Annotated in this window: 19 protein-coding genes; 15 read left to right on the plus strand and 4 right to left on the minus strand. The window is 71.4% G+C overall.

Annotated elements, in window-relative coordinates; translation table 11 throughout:
* The first annotated feature begins 2 nt into the window (after positions 1-2).
* From AB0H62_RS22500 to AB0H62_RS22525, 6 genes are read left to right on the plus strand one after another with little or no spacing between them, the layout of a single operon-like run.
* Positions 3-1,190, plus strand: a complete 1,188-nt coding sequence (locus tag AB0H62_RS22500; RefSeq protein ID WP_354874300.1) for a CoA transferase — start codon at positions 3-5, stop codon at positions 1,188-1,190.
* Positions 1,187-2,197, plus strand: coding sequence for a hypothetical protein (locus AB0H62_RS22505; protein WP_360587918.1), 1,011 nt, complete (start codon positions 1,187-1,189; stop codon positions 2,195-2,197). The genes AB0H62_RS22500 and AB0H62_RS22505 overlap by 4 nt, the downstream gene beginning before the upstream one ends.
* Entirely contained in the window at positions 2,194-2,922 is a 729-nt protein-coding gene (locus AB0H62_RS22510) for an SDR family oxidoreductase (protein ID WP_360587920.1), read from the plus strand. The genes AB0H62_RS22505 and AB0H62_RS22510 overlap by 4 nt, the downstream gene beginning before the upstream one ends.
* On the plus strand, positions 2,919-3,956 hold the full coding sequence (locus tag AB0H62_RS22515; protein ID WP_360587922.1) for an aldose 1-epimerase family protein: 1,038 nt from the start codon (positions 2,919-2,921) through the stop codon (positions 3,954-3,956). Before AB0H62_RS22510 ends, AB0H62_RS22515 begins: the two co-directional genes overlap by 4 nt.
* Positions 3,896-4,795 carry an amidohydrolase family protein gene (locus tag AB0H62_RS22520; protein WP_360587924.1) on the plus strand — a complete coding sequence of 300 codons (900 nt, stop codon included), beginning with the start codon at positions 3,896-3,898 and terminating at the stop codon, positions 4,793-4,795. Before AB0H62_RS22515 ends, AB0H62_RS22520 begins: the two co-directional genes overlap by 61 nt.
* On the plus strand, positions 4,792-5,589 hold the full coding sequence (locus tag AB0H62_RS22525) for a methyltransferase domain-containing protein (RefSeq protein ID WP_220239486.1): 798 nt from the start codon (positions 4,792-4,794) through the stop codon (positions 5,587-5,589). Before AB0H62_RS22520 ends, AB0H62_RS22525 begins: the two co-directional genes overlap by 4 nt.
* On the opposite strand, the gene AB0H62_RS22530 is transcribed toward AB0H62_RS22525, so the two are convergent.
* From AB0H62_RS22530 to AB0H62_RS22545, 4 genes are all read right to left on the minus strand, one after another.
* On the minus strand, positions 5,590-6,264 hold the full coding sequence (locus AB0H62_RS22530; RefSeq protein ID WP_255637835.1) for a hypothetical protein: 675 nt from the start codon (positions 6,262-6,264) through the stop codon (positions 5,590-5,592).
* Between the two features lie 136 nt (positions 6,265-6,400).
* On the minus strand, positions 6,401-6,889 hold the full coding sequence (locus tag AB0H62_RS22535) for a nuclear transport factor 2 family protein (protein ID WP_360587926.1): 489 nt from the start codon (positions 6,887-6,889) through the stop codon (positions 6,401-6,403).
* Positions 6,886-7,533 carry an enoyl-CoA hydratase-related protein gene (locus AB0H62_RS22540; RefSeq protein WP_220239488.1) on the minus strand — a complete coding sequence of 216 codons (648 nt, stop codon included), beginning with the start codon at positions 7,531-7,533 and terminating at the stop codon, positions 6,886-6,888. Before AB0H62_RS22540 ends, AB0H62_RS22535 begins: the two co-directional genes overlap by 4 nt.
* Positions 7,534-7,547: 14 nt before the next feature.
* On the minus strand, positions 7,548-8,327 hold the full coding sequence (locus AB0H62_RS22545) for an enoyl-CoA hydratase-related protein (RefSeq protein ID WP_220239489.1): 780 nt from the start codon (positions 8,325-8,327) through the stop codon (positions 7,548-7,550).
* Between the two features lie 246 nt (positions 8,328-8,573).
* Between AB0H62_RS22545 and AB0H62_RS22550 the strand changes: the two genes are divergently transcribed.
* The 9 genes from AB0H62_RS22550 to AB0H62_RS22590 are packed head-to-tail and all read left to right on the plus strand — an operon-like array spanning position 8,574 to position 17,186.
* Positions 8,574-9,776, plus strand: a complete 1,203-nt coding sequence (locus tag AB0H62_RS22550; RefSeq protein ID WP_360587929.1) for an ABC transporter substrate-binding protein — start codon at positions 8,574-8,576, stop codon at positions 9,774-9,776.
* A 5-nt stretch (positions 9,777-9,781) separates the two neighbouring features.
* The gene (locus AB0H62_RS22555) at positions 9,782-10,564 is read left to right on the plus strand and encodes an ATP-binding cassette domain-containing protein (RefSeq protein ID WP_360587931.1); all 783 of its coding nucleotides are present in this window, start codon (positions 9,782-9,784) and stop codon (positions 10,562-10,564) included.
* A complete protein-coding gene (locus tag AB0H62_RS22560) occupies positions 10,561-11,292 on the plus strand; it encodes an ABC transporter ATP-binding protein (RefSeq protein ID WP_220239491.1) in 732 nt (243 codons plus the stop codon). The genes AB0H62_RS22555 and AB0H62_RS22560 overlap by 4 nt, the downstream gene beginning before the upstream one ends.
* Positions 11,289-12,140 carry a branched-chain amino acid ABC transporter permease gene (locus AB0H62_RS22565; RefSeq protein ID WP_220239492.1) on the plus strand — a complete coding sequence of 284 codons (852 nt, stop codon included), beginning with the start codon at positions 11,289-11,291 and terminating at the stop codon, positions 12,138-12,140. Before AB0H62_RS22560 ends, AB0H62_RS22565 begins: the two co-directional genes overlap by 4 nt.
* Entirely contained in the window at positions 12,137-13,210 is a 1,074-nt protein-coding gene (locus AB0H62_RS22570; RefSeq protein WP_360587934.1) for a branched-chain amino acid ABC transporter permease, read from the plus strand. The genes AB0H62_RS22565 and AB0H62_RS22570 overlap by 4 nt, the downstream gene beginning before the upstream one ends.
* 13 nt (positions 13,211-13,223) lie before the next feature.
* Positions 13,224-14,402 carry an acyl-CoA dehydrogenase family protein gene (locus AB0H62_RS22575; protein WP_220239494.1) on the plus strand — a complete coding sequence of 393 codons (1,179 nt, stop codon included), beginning with the start codon at positions 13,224-13,226 and terminating at the stop codon, positions 14,400-14,402.
* Complete coding sequence (locus AB0H62_RS22580; protein WP_220239495.1) at positions 14,399-15,220, plus strand: cyclase family protein; 822 nt, start codon at positions 14,399-14,401, stop codon at positions 15,218-15,220. The genes AB0H62_RS22575 and AB0H62_RS22580 overlap by 4 nt, the downstream gene beginning before the upstream one ends.
* Positions 15,217-15,849 carry a TetR/AcrR family transcriptional regulator gene (locus tag AB0H62_RS22585; RefSeq protein WP_220239496.1) on the plus strand — a complete coding sequence of 211 codons (633 nt, stop codon included), beginning with the start codon at positions 15,217-15,219 and terminating at the stop codon, positions 15,847-15,849. Before AB0H62_RS22580 ends, AB0H62_RS22585 begins: the two co-directional genes overlap by 4 nt.
* Entirely contained in the window at positions 15,846-17,186 is a 1,341-nt protein-coding gene (locus tag AB0H62_RS22590; protein ID WP_360587937.1) for an AMP-binding protein, read from the plus strand. The genes AB0H62_RS22585 and AB0H62_RS22590 overlap by 4 nt, the downstream gene beginning before the upstream one ends.
* The last annotated feature ends 11 nt before the right edge of the window (positions 17,187-17,197 follow it).

The raw sequence follows: 17,197 nt of genomic DNA on the forward strand, positions 1-17,197 counted from the left end.
CGATGGGAGTGCTGGACGGGTACCGCGTGGTCGACGTGTCGATCGCGATGGCCGGGCCGCTGGCCGCGATGCGGCTGGGCGACCTCGGCGCGGACGTGGTGAAGGTCGAGCCGCCGGGCGGCGAGTGGCAGCGCCACGCCCCGGCGGGTGGGGCGACCGGGGTGGCGGTGAACCCGTCGTTCCTGTCGCTGAACCGCAACAAGCGCAGCCTCGCGGTGGACCTCAAGGCACCGGCCGGGCGCCGGGCCGTGCACGACCTGATCGCGACCGCGGACGTCGTGCTGCAGAACTACCGGCCGGGCGTGGCCCAGCGGCTCGGGCTGGACTACGAGACGGTGCGCGAGATCAACCCCGGTGTCGTGTACGTGTCGATCTCCGGCTACGGCGAGAGCGGGCCGTATGCGCGGCGGCCGGGGCAGGACCTGTTGCTGCAGGCCATGAGCGGCGCGATGTACAGCGTCGGACGCGCTGTCGATCCGCCGCTGCCGGCGGGTACGTACGCGATCGACGCGATCACGGCCTACAGCGCGTTCGAGGGCGCGCTGGCCGCGCTGCTGCACCGTGAGCGGACCGGTGAGGGCCAGCTGGTGACGGTGAACATGCTGGACGCGGCGATCGCGGTGCAGATGCAGGAGCTGTCGGTGTTCACCGTCGGCGGCGTGCCGCAGCGGCGGGGGAGCGAGGCGCACGGGCACACCTACATCAGGGCGCCGTACGGGGTTTTCGAGACGGCCGACGGGCACCTCGCGTTGGCGATGCCGCCGCTGCCCGCGCTGGCCGTCGCGCTGGACCTGCCAGAACTGTCCACGATGGACACCGAGGTGGACGGGCACGCGAAGCGCGACGAGATCACGGCGCTGGTGCGGGCGCGGCTGCCGCAGCGCTCGACCGACGACTGGCTCGCGCGGCTGCACGAGGCCGGGATCTGGGCCGGGCCGGTGTACTCCTACGCCGATCTGCTCGAAGATCCGCAGGTCGTCCACAACGGCTCGTTCGTGCGCTACGAGCACGCCACCGAGGGGCCGGTGACCACGCCGGGCTTTCCGTACGGGTTCAGCGCGACGCCGCCGTCGGTGCGCCGGGGCGCGCCGGTGACGGGCGAGCACAGCGGCGAGATCCTGCGCGAACTGGGGTACGCGCCGGAGCGGATCGCCGGGCTGGTGGACGACAAGGTGGTGCTCGCGCCGTGAAGGGGCTGACGTGGGACCACCCCCGCGGGTACGGCCCGCTGGACGAGCTGGCCCGTCGAGAGGGCGGTGTCGAGTGGGATCGCCAGCCGTTGGAGGGGTTCGAGTCCACGCCGATCGCGGCGCTGGCGGCGAAGTACGACCTGCTCGTGGTCGACCACCCGGGGCTCGGCGCGGCGGCCGGCCACCTCGTGCCGATGGAGGAGCTGCTGGACGCGGCCGAGCTGGCCGCGTGGCGGGCGGGGACGATCGGGGCGAGCTACGACTCTTACGTGCTCGACGGGCGGACGTGGGCGTTGCCGATCGACGCCGCCGCGCAGGTGTCGGTGGCGACGTTCGCCGACCAGCCGAAGACCTGGGACGACGTGCTTTCGCTGGCGCGCGAAGGCGGGGTCACGCCGTGCCTCGGCGGGCCGCACGCGTTGCTGATGTTCTTCGCGCTGTGTGTGGCCTACGGTGCGGAGCCGTTCACTGACGCGTCGGTGGGGGAGCGGGCCGTCGAGGTGATGGCCGAGCTGGTGGCGTCGGCGGATTCTTCATTGTGGGGGCAGAACCCGATCGGAGTGGTCGCGGCGATGACCGACGGCCCTGTCCGGTACTGCCCTCTGGTGTACGGCTACACCGGCTATCCGCTGTTGTCCTTTCACGACGCCCCGGCCGGTCCGGCGGGGATCGGCAGCGTGCTCGGTGGCACCGGGATCGCCGTGTCCCGTCAGGCGCCTCCGGATGAGGCACGGGCGGTGGTGCGGCGGCTCATCGCGCCGGACGTGCAGACCGAAGTGTTTCCCGCACAGGGTGGTCAGCCGGCCGACCGTCGCGTGTGGACTCGTCCCGGGTTCCACCACGACACGGCCGAGACTGTGGCGCGGGCGTGGGTGCGGCCCCGGGAACCGGGCTACGTCCGGTTCCAGACCGAGGCATCACGGATTCTGCGCGACGGAATCGCCGCGCGTGAAGCACGGGTCCACGACCGCCTCGTAGCCCGTTACCAGGAATGGAGGGACGCATGACCTCCGCAGTCGTCACCGGCGCCGGCGGTGCGCTCGGCCGCGCCACCGTGCTGCGGCTGGCTTCCCGGGGCGAGTCCGTCGCCGCGCTCGACCGGGACGCCGGCGCGCTGGCCGAGACGGCGCGCCTGGCCGGGTCGAAGGTGCTGCCGCTCGTCGTGGACTTGCGCGACGCCGACGCGCTGCGGGCCGCCGTCGAGCGGACGGCGGTCGAGCTCGGACCCGTGGGGGTGCTGGTCAACAACGCGGCCGTGTACCCGAGCCGGCCGTTCGTCGAGGTGGAGCTCGCCGAGTACGACGAGGTCCACGCCGTGAACCAGCGGGCGTACTGGGTCGCCGCGCAGGCCGTGGTGCCCGCAATGGTGGCCGCGGGTGGCGGCGCGATCGTGAACATCGCGTCGATCACGATGCACGGCGGCTGGCCCGACCTCGCCGCGTACGTGGCGACGAAGGGCGCCGCGGCCGCGTTGACGAAGGCGCTCGCGCGGGAGCTGGGGCCGCACGAGATCCGCGTGAACTGCGTGTCGCCAGGCGCGTTTCCCACTGCGGCGGAGGAGATCCACGAAAACCCGGAGGCGTACCGGGCGTTCGTGCTGGAGCGGCAAGCGCTCAAACGGCGGGGCCGGCCCGAGGAGCTGGCCGCGGTGGTGGCGTTCCTGACGGGCCCGGACGCGTCGTTCGTGACCGGGCAGACGATCGAGGTCAACGGTGGCTGGGTGATGACATGACCGACCTTTACGGACAAATGCACGACCGGCGCGAGCTGGCGGCTCGCGGTGGTGCGGGCGGAGTGCGGCTGGTGACGCTCGCGGACGGCGCCGAGCGCGACGTGCGGGCGCTGGAGTTCCGCACGGGCAGCGGGCTGGCGTTCGAGGTGCTCGTCGACCGGGCGATGGACCTCGGTGCGGCCGAGCACGCGGGGCGCGCGTTCGGCTGGAACTCGCCCACCGGCGTGCGCCACCCCGGCCTGCACGAGCACGCCGACGAGGACGGCTTGTCGTGGCTGCGGTCGTTCACCGGATTGCTGGTCACGGGCGGCCTCGACCACACGCTGTTCGGCGGCTCGGTCGATTCGGCGGGCTACCGCTACCCGCCGCGCGAGACCGTGCGGCACGGGTTGCACGGCCGCGTCGCCAACATTCCAGCCCGCCTGCACGGCTACGGCTCGACGTGGGAGGGCGACCGCTGCGTGCTGTGGGCCGAGGGGGAGGTGCGGCAGGCGGCGGTGTTCGGCGAGAACCTCACGCTGACGCGGCGGATCGAGGCCGACCTGGGCGGCAACGAGATCCGGCTGGTCGATACGGTGCACAACCCGGCGTTCGAGCCGATGCCGCACATGTTCCTCTACCACATCAACCTCGGCTGGCCGCTGCTCGACGAGGGCGCGCGGTTCGTCGCGCCGGTCGAGCGCACGGTGTGGCAGTCGGACAGCGTGGCTTCGCAGGGGGCCGACCACCTGGTGTTCCCCGCGCCGATCCCCGGGTTCGTGGAGCAGGTGTACGAACACGAGCTGATGAGCGGCACCGCGGCGATCGTCAACGAGCGGCTGGGTCTCGCCGTGAGCGTGCACTGGTCTCAAGACGAGTTCCCGTGCTTCTTCGAGTGGCTCAACCTGCGGGCCGGCAACTACGCGGTGGGGCTGGAACCGTCGACGCACCACGTGGGCGGCGACGCTGCCGCGCGGGCGGACGGCAGCATGACGTGGCTGCAGCCGGGGGAGTCGCGCACCTACCGCACGGCGTTCCGCGTGGAGGAGCTCTGAACCACGTCGACGCCCACCACCACCTGTGGCACCCGGCGGCGCACCCGCAGCCGTGGCTCGACCAGCCCGCGCTCGCGCCGGTCCGCCGCCCGTTCACCGTGCGCGACCTGCGCCTGGCGACGCTCGGCACCCGGGTCACGCGCACGGTGCTCGTGCAGGCCCTCGGCTCGGCGGTGGAGACCGAGCAGCTGCTGGCGCTGTCGGATCCGCTGGTGGCCGGCGTCGTCGGGTGGGCCGACCTGACGACGCCGGAGCTCGACCTGACCCGCTTCCGCGGCACGCGGCTGGTCGGCTTCCGCCACGGCGTGCAGTCCGAACCGGACCCGCGGTGGCTGTGCCGGCCGGACGTCCGCGCCGGCCTGCGCGCCGTCGCCGCCGCGGGCCTGACGTTCGACCTGCTGATCCGTCCGGTCCAGTTCACCGCGGCGCTCGACACCGTGCGGGCCGTGCCGGAGCTGACCTTCGTGCTCGACCACCTGGGCAAGCCGCCGATCGCGTCGGGGGAGGTGGAGCCGTGGGCTTCCCGCTTGCGTTTGCTGGCGCGTGAGCCGAACGTCGTGGCCAAACTCTCAGGCCTGGTCACGGAAGCCTCGTGGCCACAGTGGACAGTCGCGGACCTGCGCCCGTACGCCGACGTCGCGCTGGCCTCGTTCGGCCCGTCGCGGCTGATGTACGGCTCGGACTGGCCGGTGTGCCTGCTCGCGGGCACCTACGGCCAGGTCCACTCCGCCGCCGACGCCCTCACCGCGCACCTGACGGCGGCCGAACGCTCTTGGGTGTTCGGTGGCACGGCGGAACGGGTCTACGGCCTGTCGCGTGTTGCAGAATCACCGCCATGACCTCCCCGGACGAGGGCTACCTCCTCGACAACGCCCAACCGGAAGCGGGCTCGCGCTTCGACGCGCTCAGCTCGCTCTTCGACGCGTCGACGTTCCGGCACTTCGACGATCTCGGCGTCGCCCCGGGCTGGCGGTGCTGGGAAGTCGGCGCCGGTGGCCCCTCGGTGGTGACCTGGCTCGCCGACCGCGTCGGCCCCGGCGGCCACGTGCTCGCCACCGACCTCGACACCTCCTGGGCCGCCACCACCGCGAGCGACGTCGTGGAGATCCGCCGCCACGACATCGGCCTCGACGCACCCCCGCCCGGCGGCTTCGACCTCGTCCACGCCCGCCTGGTCCTGGTCCACGTGCCCGACCGCGAACGCGCCCTGCGCACCATGGTCGACGCCCTGCGCCCCGGCGGCCGCCTGCTGCTCGAAGACGCCGACCCGACCCTGCAACCCCTGATCTGCCTCGACGAACACGGCCCGGACGAGGCGCTGGCCAACCGCCTCCGCCGGGCCTTCCGCGAGCTGCTCGCCTCGCGCGGCGCCGACCTCGCCTACGGCCGCACCCTCCCGCGCGTCCTGCGCGAAGCCGGCCTCGCCGACGTCACCGCCGACGCGTACTTCCCGATCACCTCCCCGGCCTGCACCGCCCTGGAAGCCGCGACGGTCCGCCAGATCCGTGCCAGCCTGCTCACCGCCGGCCTGGCCACGGCCGCCGACATCGACCGCCACCTCGCCAACGTCACCTCGGGGCGCCTCGACCTGGCGACTTCCCCGATGATCTCGGCGTGGGGCCGGCTTCCGTAGTCAGCCCACTTCGGAGCCGACTGCGGTGGTCAACGCGCGGAGGGCCGCGTCGTAGTCCTGGCGGGTGAAGGTGAACGGACCGAAGCCGGTGTAGTCGCGGGTGGTGCGGTGCGCCTGTTCGAAGTCGCGCCAAGTCACCAAGTCGTCGGTCACCGTGATGTCGGCCATGAGGGGCCAGCAGCCCCATTCGCCGCATTCGCAGCCGAGCACCGGCGTCTTCGGTCCCATCGCACGGGTGGACCGACCGTGGAAGTGCTCGTCCATCGGACCGAAGCGGAAGAACTCCGGGATCAGGCCTCCGTAGGCGTCGCCCGCCGGATGCATTCCGGCGCTGATCTCGAACGCGTCGATCAGCTCGGTGAGCAGCACGCCGTCGATGCGCGGAACTATCTCGACGACGTCCTCGCGGTTGTGGAGAAACCGGCGGGTGAACTCGATGTGCACCGGTCCATCCCAGCACACCTCAGCGCGGCGCGAGGCACGGTTTTTCGGATCGAACGGCCATCCCGACCGCAGGTACCGCATCGCCACCGCGTCGTCGCGCAGGCCGAGGCCGTGTTCCAGATACAGCTCGTGCGCGAGCTCCACCTGCGCCGGATCCGGCTCCACGCCCAAGCCCGGCCGCCGAGGCACGTCGATCGAGCCGCCTTCGATCTCGAACGGGGCGGTGGTCAAGCGCTGGCCGTCCTGCCAGGTCCAGTGAGTGTCGATGGCCGTGATGGCGACGGGAGCTGGGCAGGGGCCGCAAGTGCGGTGACCGTCGTGGTTCCTTGATCGGTGTTTCCTTGTGCCGTGACGACTTTCCCGCTCGTCAGAAGGGTGCGTCGAACCCCGCCTCGAGGCGCGCGATGCGCCAGAGCCCGCGCTCGGTCCGGCGCATCGTGAAGCGGTACGGACCGGCGGAAACCGGGGTGGTCGTGCTGTCGTGGCTGCTCAGCAGAAGGAGGTACGCGTGCGCCACCACCTCGCCGCCGGTGGGTTCGCCGGACACGACGTTGGTGAAGAGGTGCCGGCGCTGGTCGGTCTGGGCGGGCCAGAAGCCGGCGAGCCAGGTGGCGATCGCGTCGGCGCCGTGGATCGGGTCGACGTGGTCGCGGCCCATGATCACGCCCTGCCACACGCCGTCGGGGGTGAAGCAGGCCGCCAGGGCGGCGCGGTCGCGTTCGTCGTAGGCCCAGCCGTAGCGGGCGATCATCTCGCCGATCAGCAGGCGGTCGGCGATCGCGCCGGCGGCGGCTGCGGGCAGCGCGACCTGGCCCGCCGCGGTGGCCCAGGCCGGTTGCGGCAGCAGCTCGCTCATCCGGCGCCGCCCGCGGCGACCTCGGCCAGCCAGGCCTCGTAGTCCAGCACCGTTTCGAGCTCGCCGCGCTGGCGTGTGGTCAGCGCTCGTTTCAAGGCCGACGACCCCGCAGGGTCGGCCGCGAGCCGCTGCGCCAGCGCTCGCGCCGCCTCGGCGTCACCCGGGCTCACCAGGCCACGCCGGAAACCTTCTTCCGCCGACAGCGTCTCGCCGGTCCAAGCGAGCTGGGCGAACGTTCCCGTGCCCGACGCGCGGCCGAGCAGCCACCCCGTGCCCCCGAGCAGTGCGGCGGCGTTGAGGTCACCGACCGCCAGGGTCGTACGCCCGGTGGCGACGCGGACGTCGGCGGCGAGCGCGAGCGCCAGCCCGAACCCGCTCACCCGGCCGTCGAGCGCGACGACGACCGGGCACGCCAGGCCGAACAGATCCTTGACGAGCGACTGGTACCCGGCGTCGACCCGGTCGCGGTCGAGCCGGGCCGACGCCACCTCCGGGGCGTGGTGCCACGCGTCGGCGTGCACTCGCAGCAGGACCGCGCCGGGCGTCGCCCGGCGCCAGCCCCGGATCTCGTGGGCCAGCGCGGTGCGGACTTCGTCGCCCAGCCGTCCGCCCGTACCCGGGTCCTCGAACACGAACTCGCTCATCGGTGCCGGCCTCCTCATCGTCCGGTGAAGCGCGCCGAGCGCCTCTCCAGAAAGGCGTCGATTCCCTCGAAATGGTCCTCTGTGGACAGAAGGGTGCCGAGCAGCGCCCGTTCGTGGTCCAGTCCGCCGGCCAGCGGCAGCTCCTCCGACGCGCGCACGGCCGCCTTCGACAGGCGCGTGGCGATCGGGCCGAACGCCGCGACCTCGCCGGCCAGCGCGACACCGGCCGCGACGACCCGCTCCGCGGGCACGACCCGGGCCACCATCCCGTAGTCGCGAGCAGTCCAGGCATCGACCGTGCGCGCCGTGAGCACGAGCTCCGCCGCGCGGAAGCGGCCGGCCACGCGGGCCCACCGCTGGGTGCCGCCCGCGCCGGGCAGGATGCCGAGCCGGATCTCCGGCTGGCCGAACGTCGCCGAGTCGGCAGCGACGATGAAATCGCACGACATCGCCAGTTCGCAGCCGCCGCCGAGCGCGTACCCGGCGACGGCCGCGACCGAAGGCTTGGGGAAACGCCCGAACCGCGCCCACGCGGCGAGGCGTTGCGATTGCAGGTAGCCGGCGGGAGAGGTGGTGCGCAGCTCGCGGATGTCGGCGCCGGAGGCGAAGATCTTCTCTCCGCCGGTGAGCACGACGGCGCGGATCTCGTCGTCCGCTTCCGCGCGGTCGAGCCCGGCGCACAGCCCGAGCAGGACGTCGGTGCTCAGTGCGTTGCGCGCGGACGGACGGTCGATCGTGATCACCGCGACGTGGTCGCCCACGTCGTAGCGCACCGCCTGGTCGTCGTCGGCCACCTGGGGCTCCTCACTGGGGGAACGCAGTCGGGAACAGGGGTGCCGAGGGACCTACCCCGGCGTATGTCCGAGGCAAAACATACGCGAGCGTATGTCGCTCGGTCAACCGCCGAACATGATCACTTTTCCTTGTGTAGAGCCATAAACTCCGACTGGATGGCTCTTGACGTCAGATCATCCACCACATACCTTCTGCTCGACATACGCTGAAGTATGGCGACAACGAGGTCGAAGCTGGAGGCTGGCGTGAAACGGACAAGGTTGTTCCCCGTTCTGGGCCTGGCGGTCCTGCTGGCCGGCTGCGCGAACACGGGCGCGAGCTCGTCCTCACCCAGCGCGGGCGACAGCGGGTCCGGTCCGATCAAGATCGGCGTCATCGTGCCGCTGAGCGGCCCCGCCGGCCCCAACGGCAAGGACGTGCTCGACGCGATCACCACCAAGGCGGACCTGATCAACAAGGCCGGGGGCGTGAGCGGCAGGCAGCTGGAGATCGTTTCGAAGGACGACAAGAGCGACCCGGCCACAGGGGTCAGCGCCGCCACCTCGATGGTCAACGACGGGGTCGCGGTCGTCATGGGCGGCTGGAACAGCCCCGTCACGCTCGCCATCCAGCCGGTACTGGTGCGCGGCGGCGTCCTCAACATCACCTCGATCCCGCAGAACGCGTCGATCATCGGCCACGCGGATCCCGACGCGGTGCGGATGAACGCGGGCAACGCGGCCGGTGCCTACGCCGCGGCCCAGTACCTCGCGAAGGATCTCAAGGCCAAGCGCGTGGCGATGCTGCTGGAGAACGACGCCTACGGCAACGACGCCGGCTCGTTCCTCGGCAAGCAGCTGCAGGCCGAAGGTATCCAGGTGGTCAGCCAGCAGAAGTTCGACTACGCGGGAACCGATTTCCGCGTGCCGCTGTCCCAGCTGGCCGGCGCCGGCCCCGACGTGGTCTTCTCCGCCAACGCCGCCGAGTCCTCCGGCATGCCGGCGCTCGCGGACCAGTACGCGGAATCCGGCATGAAGGCACCCCATTTCGCCGCGCTGGGCACGGTGTCGCCGAAGGTCGTCGGCCTGGCCGGTGGCGCGAAGGTCGACGGGCTGCTGTCGGCGGACCTGTACTTCCCCGATGTGGCGCCCTTCAACGCCAACCAGGTCAACACCGAGTTCGTGAAGGCCTTCTCCGCGAAGACCGGGCAGCTGCCCGACAAATACGCCGCGCTCGGGGCCGAAAGCGTGGACGTGTGGGCGAAAGCGGTCGAGAAGGCCGGCGGCACCGACCGCGAAAAGGTCGCGGCCGCCATCCACGGCCAGAGCTTCACCGGGACCGTCCTCGGCGACGTCTCCTTCACCGCCGAGGGCCAGCTCAAGACGAAGGTGTACGCCTTCACCGTCAAGGGCGGCAAGGTGGCTGTGCTCGACGAGATCCCGATCCCCGACGCCATCTGGGAGCAGTGAGGCCGATGCCCTCACCGGACTCGGAAGTCCCCGCACTGCGGGTGGCGGACCTCTGCGTGCACTACGGCAGCCTGCGGGCGCTGAGCGACGTGTCCTGGACGGTGTCCGACGGCGAGATCCTCGGCATCATCGGGCCCAACGGCGCGGGCAAGAGCTCGAGCTTCGCGGCGGTGACCAACACCGTGCGCCGCACCGGCACCGTCGAGCTGTACGGCTCGAACGTCGATTCCGTGCCCACGCACCGGCTCTCGCGGCGCGGTCTGCGCCGCACTTTCCAGCAGAACTCCTTCTACAGTGGACTGTCCGTGCTGGACAACGCGGCCGCCACGTTCGCGGTGGAGAACGGGGTGCCGCTCGCCGGCAGCGTCTTCACGCCGTGGCGCGAGGCGAAGCAGCGGTCCCGCACCCGCAAGGCGGCCGCGGACCTGCTCACGGACTTCGGGATCCCGGCGCGCTACCACGGGATGTTCCCCGACAACATCCCGTACGGGCTGCAGCGGTGCCTGTCGATCGTGTTCGCCTACGGCGCGGGAGCCCGGGTGCTGCTCGTCGACGAACCGGCGGCCGGCGTCGGCGGCGAGGACATGCACAACCTCGCGGAACTGCTGCTGCAGCTGCGTGACCGCGGGCTCGCCGTGGTGCTCATCGAGCACCACATGGACCTGGTGATGGAGATCGTCGACCGGCTCCTGGTGATCGACCGCGGTGAGCCGATCGCCTACGGCGAGCCGGAAGCCGTGCAGCGCGACCCCGCTGTGCTCGAAGCGTACCTGGGCAGGCCGGCATGACGGCGCTGCTGGAAGTCGACGACCTGCGCGTGCGCTACGGGCGCAGCACCGCACTGGCCGGGGTGGACCTGACCGTCGCCGACGGGGAGCTCGTCGCCGTGGCCGGTGCCAACGGCGCGGGCAAGAGCACCCTGGTCAACGCCGTCGCCGGGTGGTCGCGGGGCAAGGCGAGCGCCACGGGCGCGATCCGCCTCGGCGGCCGCGACATCGCCACGCTGCCGGCGCACAAGCGCACCAAGCTCGGTGTGGTGCTCGTGCCCGAGGGCAAGAGCGTGTTCGAACGCATGACGGTGGAGGAGAACCTGCGGATGGTCCGGCCGCCGCGCGACGCTTCCGGCCGGCGATACGAGGTCTCGGACGTCTACGACGTGTTCCCGCAGCTGCCCGCCCGGGCGCACGCACGCTGTTCGACGTTGAGCGGCGGCGAGCGGCAGATGGTGGCCATCGGGCGGGCGCTGCGCGCGGCGCCGCGGCTGCTCATCCTCGACGAGCCGTCCGTCGGGCTCGCCCCGCGGCTCGTCGTCGAGGTGCTCGAACACATCCGGGAGCTCGTCACGAGCGGGTTGTCGGTGCTACTGGTCGAACAGAACGTGCGCGCGACGCTTGAGGTCGCGGACCGGTTGTACCTGCTGGAACAGGGGCAGGTCGTCGGCACGGGGCCGTGCACCGAGATGCGGGACGACGAGCGCATCGTCTCCGCCTACCTGGGAAGGCTGGGCCGGTCGTGATCCTCGCGCAACTCGTCAACGGCCTCGCCCTGGGCGCCGGCTACGCCCTGCTCGCGGTCGGCTGGACCGTGCTGCTCGGCGCCGCTCGCCTGGTGAACTTCGCCCACGGCCAGCTGTACATGATCGGCGCGTTCCTCACCTTCCTGGTGATCACGAAGGCCGGGCTGCCCTACCTGGCGGCGATCCCGGTCGCCGTGGTCGCGGTCGCGGTGCTCGGCGGGATCATGCAGCTGCTGATGCGGCGGCTCACGCTCGACCAGAACATCGTCAGCCTGATGCTGGTGACGCTCGCGTTCGGCTACCTGCTCGAAGGCGGCGGTTCGCTGCTGTTCGGCGGCAACCCGCAGGTCATCGACAGCCCGTTCCAGAACGCGGGGATGTCGATCGGCTCGGCGCGCTTCACCGGGCAGGACCTGCTGATCGTGATCCTGGCCTTCGCGCTCTACGGCGTCACGTGGTTCGTGCTCGGGCGCACCAACATCGGGCGCCTCGTGCGTGGTGTCGCGGAAGACCCGAAGCTGGCGCAGCTGTACGGCATCGACGCGGCCAAGGTGTACCTGGGTGTGTTCGTGTTCTCCGCCGCGTGCGCCGCGCTCGCCGGCGCGGTGGTGGCGCCGCGCAGCCCGATCCTCACCTCGATCGGCTTCGACCAACTGGTGATCACGTTCCTCGTGGTGGTGCTCGCCGGCATCGGCAACCTGACCGGCGGCCTGTTCGTGGGCTTGGGGCTCGGGGTGTTCACCGCGTTCTTCGGCGCCTACGTCTCGCCGGCCTTCTCCACGGCTGCGGCCTTCGCCGTGCTGCTCGTGGTCCTGATCGTCCGACCTCAGGGGTTGACCGCCCGATGACGAACACAGTGCACGCCGGGCGGGCCCCGGCGGGGACCACGAACCCCGGTGGTGCCGCGGGAAGTCCGCGGCGGCTGGGTCCGAGCGCCCGCGTCGCCGGCTGGCTGGTGCTGGCCGTGGCGGGGTTCCTGCTGCCCACCCTGCTCGGCGGCTCCACCCGCATCTACACGACGTGTGTGCTCGTGGCGATCTTCGCCATGATGTCCTACGGCGCCGACGTGGTGCTGTCCTACCTCGGCGAGGTGAGCCTCGGGCACACGCTCTTCTGGGCGGCAGGCGCCTACGCCACGGCGTACTTCACGGTGAAGTCCGGCTGGGGGCCGCTGCCGTCGCTGCTGGTGTCCCTGGCGATCGCGGCGCTGCTGGCCCTGCTCGTGGGCCTGGCGACGTTGCGCACGCGGGAGTTCGTGTTCTCGCTCGTGACGTACGCGACCGCGATCATCGGGCTCACCGTGGTGTCCAATGTGGGTGGTCTCGGCGGGTCCGACGGCATCGTCGGCGTCCCGTTGCTCACGCTGCCGGCGATCGGCGGCAGCTACGTCGCCCGGACCGACGTGGACATCTGGCCGATCGCCTACGTCCTGCTCGTGCTCGTGATCTTCTTCATCGCGCGGTTCCGCCGGTCCCGGCTCGGGGCCAACGCCCTCATGACCCAGATGAACCCGGGCCTGGCGACCACGATGGGTGTCGACGTGCGCCGCACGCGCGTGCTGGTGTTCGTCGTGTCGGCGCCGATCAGCGCGCTCGCCGGCTGGCTGTATGCGTTCCAGCGCAGCTACGTCAGCCCCGACCTGCTGTCGGCGTCGTTCCTGCTGTTCATGCTCACCGCCGTGATCCTGCCGGGCCGCCGTCAGCTGCTCGGCCCGCTCATCGGGGCCGCGCTGATCACCGCGCAGCAGCAGCTCGCCTCGTTCGGCGGTGATGTCGACAAGATCGTCCTCGGCGGCGTCCTCGCTCTCGTGCTGTTGGTGTCGCCCAACGGTTTCGCGGGGCTGGGGCGCCTGCTGGTGCGCCGCCGCCACCCGGCGGCCGAAGCCTCTCCGGCAGCCACCGCTGCCGCCGACGAATGATGGGAGCCCGACCGTGTCCGTGATCTGGGAGCCGCCGCTGAGCCCGGAAGGTCAGCAGTGGCGGGAACTCGCCCGCAAGCTGTCCGCGGAGCACTTCGCGCCGCTGGCCGAGGAGCTCGACCGCGAGCAGCGCTACCCGTGGGAGAGCGTGCAGGTCCTCGTCGAGTCCGGCCTCGCCGGCCTCTTCATCGGCACCGAGTACGGCGGCCAGGGCGCGAGCTTCGACGTGGTCTGCGCCGTGATCGAAGAGGTGTCGCGGACCTGCGCGTCGACCGGCGCCATCCTCACCGCTTACGCGCTCGGCGGCACCCCGGTGGTGTTGGCCGGCACCGACGAGCAGCGCCGCCGCTACCTGGGTGGCCTCGCGAGCGGCCAGGCGGTCAGCTTCGCGCTCACCGAGGAGGGTGCGGGCAGCGACGCCGCGCGCATCAGGACGACAGCCGTCCGCGAGAGGGACGGCTGGCGGATCCGCGGCGAGAAGATCTTCATCGGCAACGGCGGCGCGTCGCAGCACTACGTCGTGTTCGCGCTGACCGACCCCGAAGCCGGAACCCGCGGCATGACGGCGTTCATGGTGGACAAGGACTCCGACGGAGTGGTCATCGACCACCTTGAAGACAAGATGGGCATCCGCGGCACGCAGACGAGCAACCTGAAGCTCGACACGGTCGTCGGCGACGACGCGATGCTCGGCGAGCTCAACAAGGGCATGAAGCTCGCGATGCTCACGCTCAACGCCGGCCGTATCACCGTGGCGGCGCAGTCGATCGGCGTCGGCCTCGCCGGCTACGACGTCGGGTCGCGCGAAGCGGCCCGGCGGCAGACATTCGGCACGCCGATCATCGACAACCAGGGCATCTCGTTCCCGCTCGCCGACGTCGCCACCCGCCTCACCGCGGCCCGGATGATCACCCATCGCGCCGCCTGCACCTACCAGGAAGGAGGCGACGTCTCGATCCTGGGCGCGATGGCCAAGCTCGATGCGAGCGAAGCCGCCCACCGCGCGGTCGACACCGCCGTGCAGGTCTTCGGCGGCGCCGGCTACTGCAAGCCTTGCCCGGCCGAGCGGCTCTACCGGGACCAGCGGATCCTCGAGATCTACGAGGGCACCTCGGAGATCCAGCGGCTGGTGCTCGGCCGTGCCATCAAGGCGGAGGCGCTCAAGGCCGGGGCACTCGGGGCCGCGAAGTGAGCGCTTCCTGGGAACAGCGGGTCGACTTCCCGCCGGCGGGCCGGTTCAAGGTCTACGACCTGGCGCAGCAGCTCTACACCGGGGTGCCGCACCACCCGAACCACCCGCCGTACAGCTTCTCGCTGACCAAGCGCCACGGCGAGGTGATGTACCCGGACGACGTCTCCGCGGCGGCCGAGATGATCACCACCGGCGGGCACGTCGGCACGCACGTCGACGGGCTGGCGCACGTCTCGAAGCTCGGCAAGGTCTACGGCGGCGTCGACATCGTCTCCAACCAGACCTACCCCGAGGGCATGCTCGAAGTCTCCGTGCACGAGCTCGCGCCGATGGCCGGCCGCGGTCACCTGGTCGACGCCACGCGTGCGCTCGGGCGGCCGCTCACGCCCGAGGACGGCGTGGACGCGGACCTGTTCGAGCGGTGGTTCGCCGACAAGCCGGTGCCACAGCCGGGTTCGGTCGTGCTCGTGCGCACCGGTTGGGACGGTCTGTGGGAGGACAACGCGGCCTTCCTCGGCACCAGCACCGGCGCTCCCGGCGTGGTGCTCTCGGGTGCGCAGTGGCTCACCGACCACGGCGTCGTGGCCAGTGGCTGCGACACCGTGGCCTACGAGCGGATGCCGAATCCGACGCTTCAGGTGCACTGCCATCTGCTCCTCGACCACGGGGTGCCGATCATGGAGGCCATGAACCTTTCGACAATCGCCGAAGACGAGGTCTGGGACTTCTTCTTCACCGCCTCGCCCTTGTCCATCCGCGGTGGCACCGGATCACCGATCCGCCCGCTGGCCTTCGTGCCCGCCGGGGCCGCCGCATGACCGGCAGGACGTCCCGATCCGGGACCGGGCCGGGGCCCCGGGAGATCCTCGAGGCCGCGGCGCTCGCCTTCACCCGGACCGGGTACGAGGCGACCACGATCGACGGCATCGCCGAGCTGCTCGGCGCGACCAAGGGCCGCGTCTACCACTACTACCGCACCAAAGCGGACATCTTCCTCGACGTGGTCCAGACCGGCATGGAGGAGATGATCGCCGGGGTGGCGCCCATCGCGGCGACCACGGACATCTCGAGCGCCGACCGGCTGTGGCGCATGGTGCACCACCACGCCGGGCTGATGATGACCCGCAACTCGTTCCAGCGGGTGGCCGTGCAGGCGGTGGAGATGCACCGCCTGCAGGAGAACCAGGCTCACCGCGAGGCGTACCAGAAGGTGATCGCCCTGCGGGACGAGTACGAGCAGATGTTCGCCGACGTGATCGACGAGGGCAAGCGCGAAGGCCTGTTCCGCGACGTCGATCCCCGGCTGGCCACGAAGCCGGCGCTGGGTGCCCTCAACTGGATCAGCCTCTGGTACGACCCCGAGCGCGGGGACTACGCATCCGTGCAGCGGGTGGCCAACGAGTACGCCGACTTCATCGTCAACGGCCTGCGCAGGAGCAGAACATGACTTCTCCGACCACCGTCCGCCCGTACTCCGACCGCTACTGGAGCGAGGTCGAGACCTCGCCCCTGGAGCAGCTCCGCGAACTGCAGCTGGCCGCGCTGCGCAAGCAGCTCGAGTACGTGGGGGCGCACAGCGACTTCTACCGCGCGAAGTGGCGCGAGCTCGGGTTCGAACCGGGCGACGTGCGCACGCTCGAGGACCTGCGGCGGTTGCCGGTGGTCACGAAGGCGGACTACGTCGCCGACCTCGACTCCGCGGCGCCGTGGGGCACCAACGTGACGGCCGATCCGCGCGACGTGCGCCGGGTGCACTTCTCCTCCGGCACCACCGGCAGGCCGACCCCGGTGTGCTGGTCGGCGGCGGACCTCACGAGGTGGGCCGACCTCTACGCGCGCACCGGGTACGCGCAGGGCGTGCGCGACCACGACGTGTACCAGTGCCTGTTCGGCTACGCGTGGTTCGTCGGCGGTCTGGGCGCGACGGCAGGCTACGAGCGGCTCGGGGCGACGGTGCTGCCTGGCGGGTCGAGCGAGACCGAGCGGCAGATCGAGACGATGTTTCGCTACGGCACCACGGCGATCAGCGGCACACCGTCGTTCATCCTGCACCTGGCGGAGGCCGCGGAGGCAAAGGGCACACCGCTGACGGGCTCGGCCGTGAGCCGCATCCAGGTCGGTGGCGAGCCCGGCGCCTGCGTGCCCGCGACCCGTGCGCACATCGAACGCAGGTGGGGCGCCAAGTGCTTCGACGGCTACGGCAGCCTCGAGTTCCAGCCGATCGCGTGGGAGTGCGAGGAACAGGCGGGCGGGCATCTCGTCGAGGACTTCGCGTACGCGGAGATCGTGGACCCCGAGACGCACGAGCCGGTGCCGGACGGCACGCCCGGCGCGCTCGTGCTCACGCACCTCGACAAGCAGGCCACGCCGCTGGTGCGGTGGTGGACGGGCGACATCGTGGTGCGCGACAACGCGCGCTGCGGCTGCGGGCGCACCCACGGGCGGCTGGCCGGCGGAGTGGTCGGCCGGGCCGACGACATGCTCGTGGTACGCGGCGTGAACCTCTTCCCGAGTGCCGTCGAGCAGGTGGTGCGGCGGACCGCGGGCACCACGGGGGAGTACCTGATCGTGCTCGACGAGGACGTCACCGACCCCGCCACCGGGTACCTGACCGGCATCAAGCTGCGGGTCGAGGTCGAGCAGGGCGTGCCCGAGGACTTCGGCTCCCGGCTCGCCGCGGCGGTGCGTGCGGAGCTGACCGTGCGCTGCGTCGCCGAGCCGGTGCCCGAAGGCACCTTGCCGCGCAGCACGCACAAGACCAAGCGGGTGGTGCGCGCCGGCTGACGAACCCGACT

It is taken from the genome of Amycolatopsis sp. NPDC050768, from assembly GCF_040654155.1.
Classification (GTDB): domain Bacteria; phylum Actinomycetota; class Actinomycetes; order Mycobacteriales; family Pseudonocardiaceae; genus Amycolatopsis.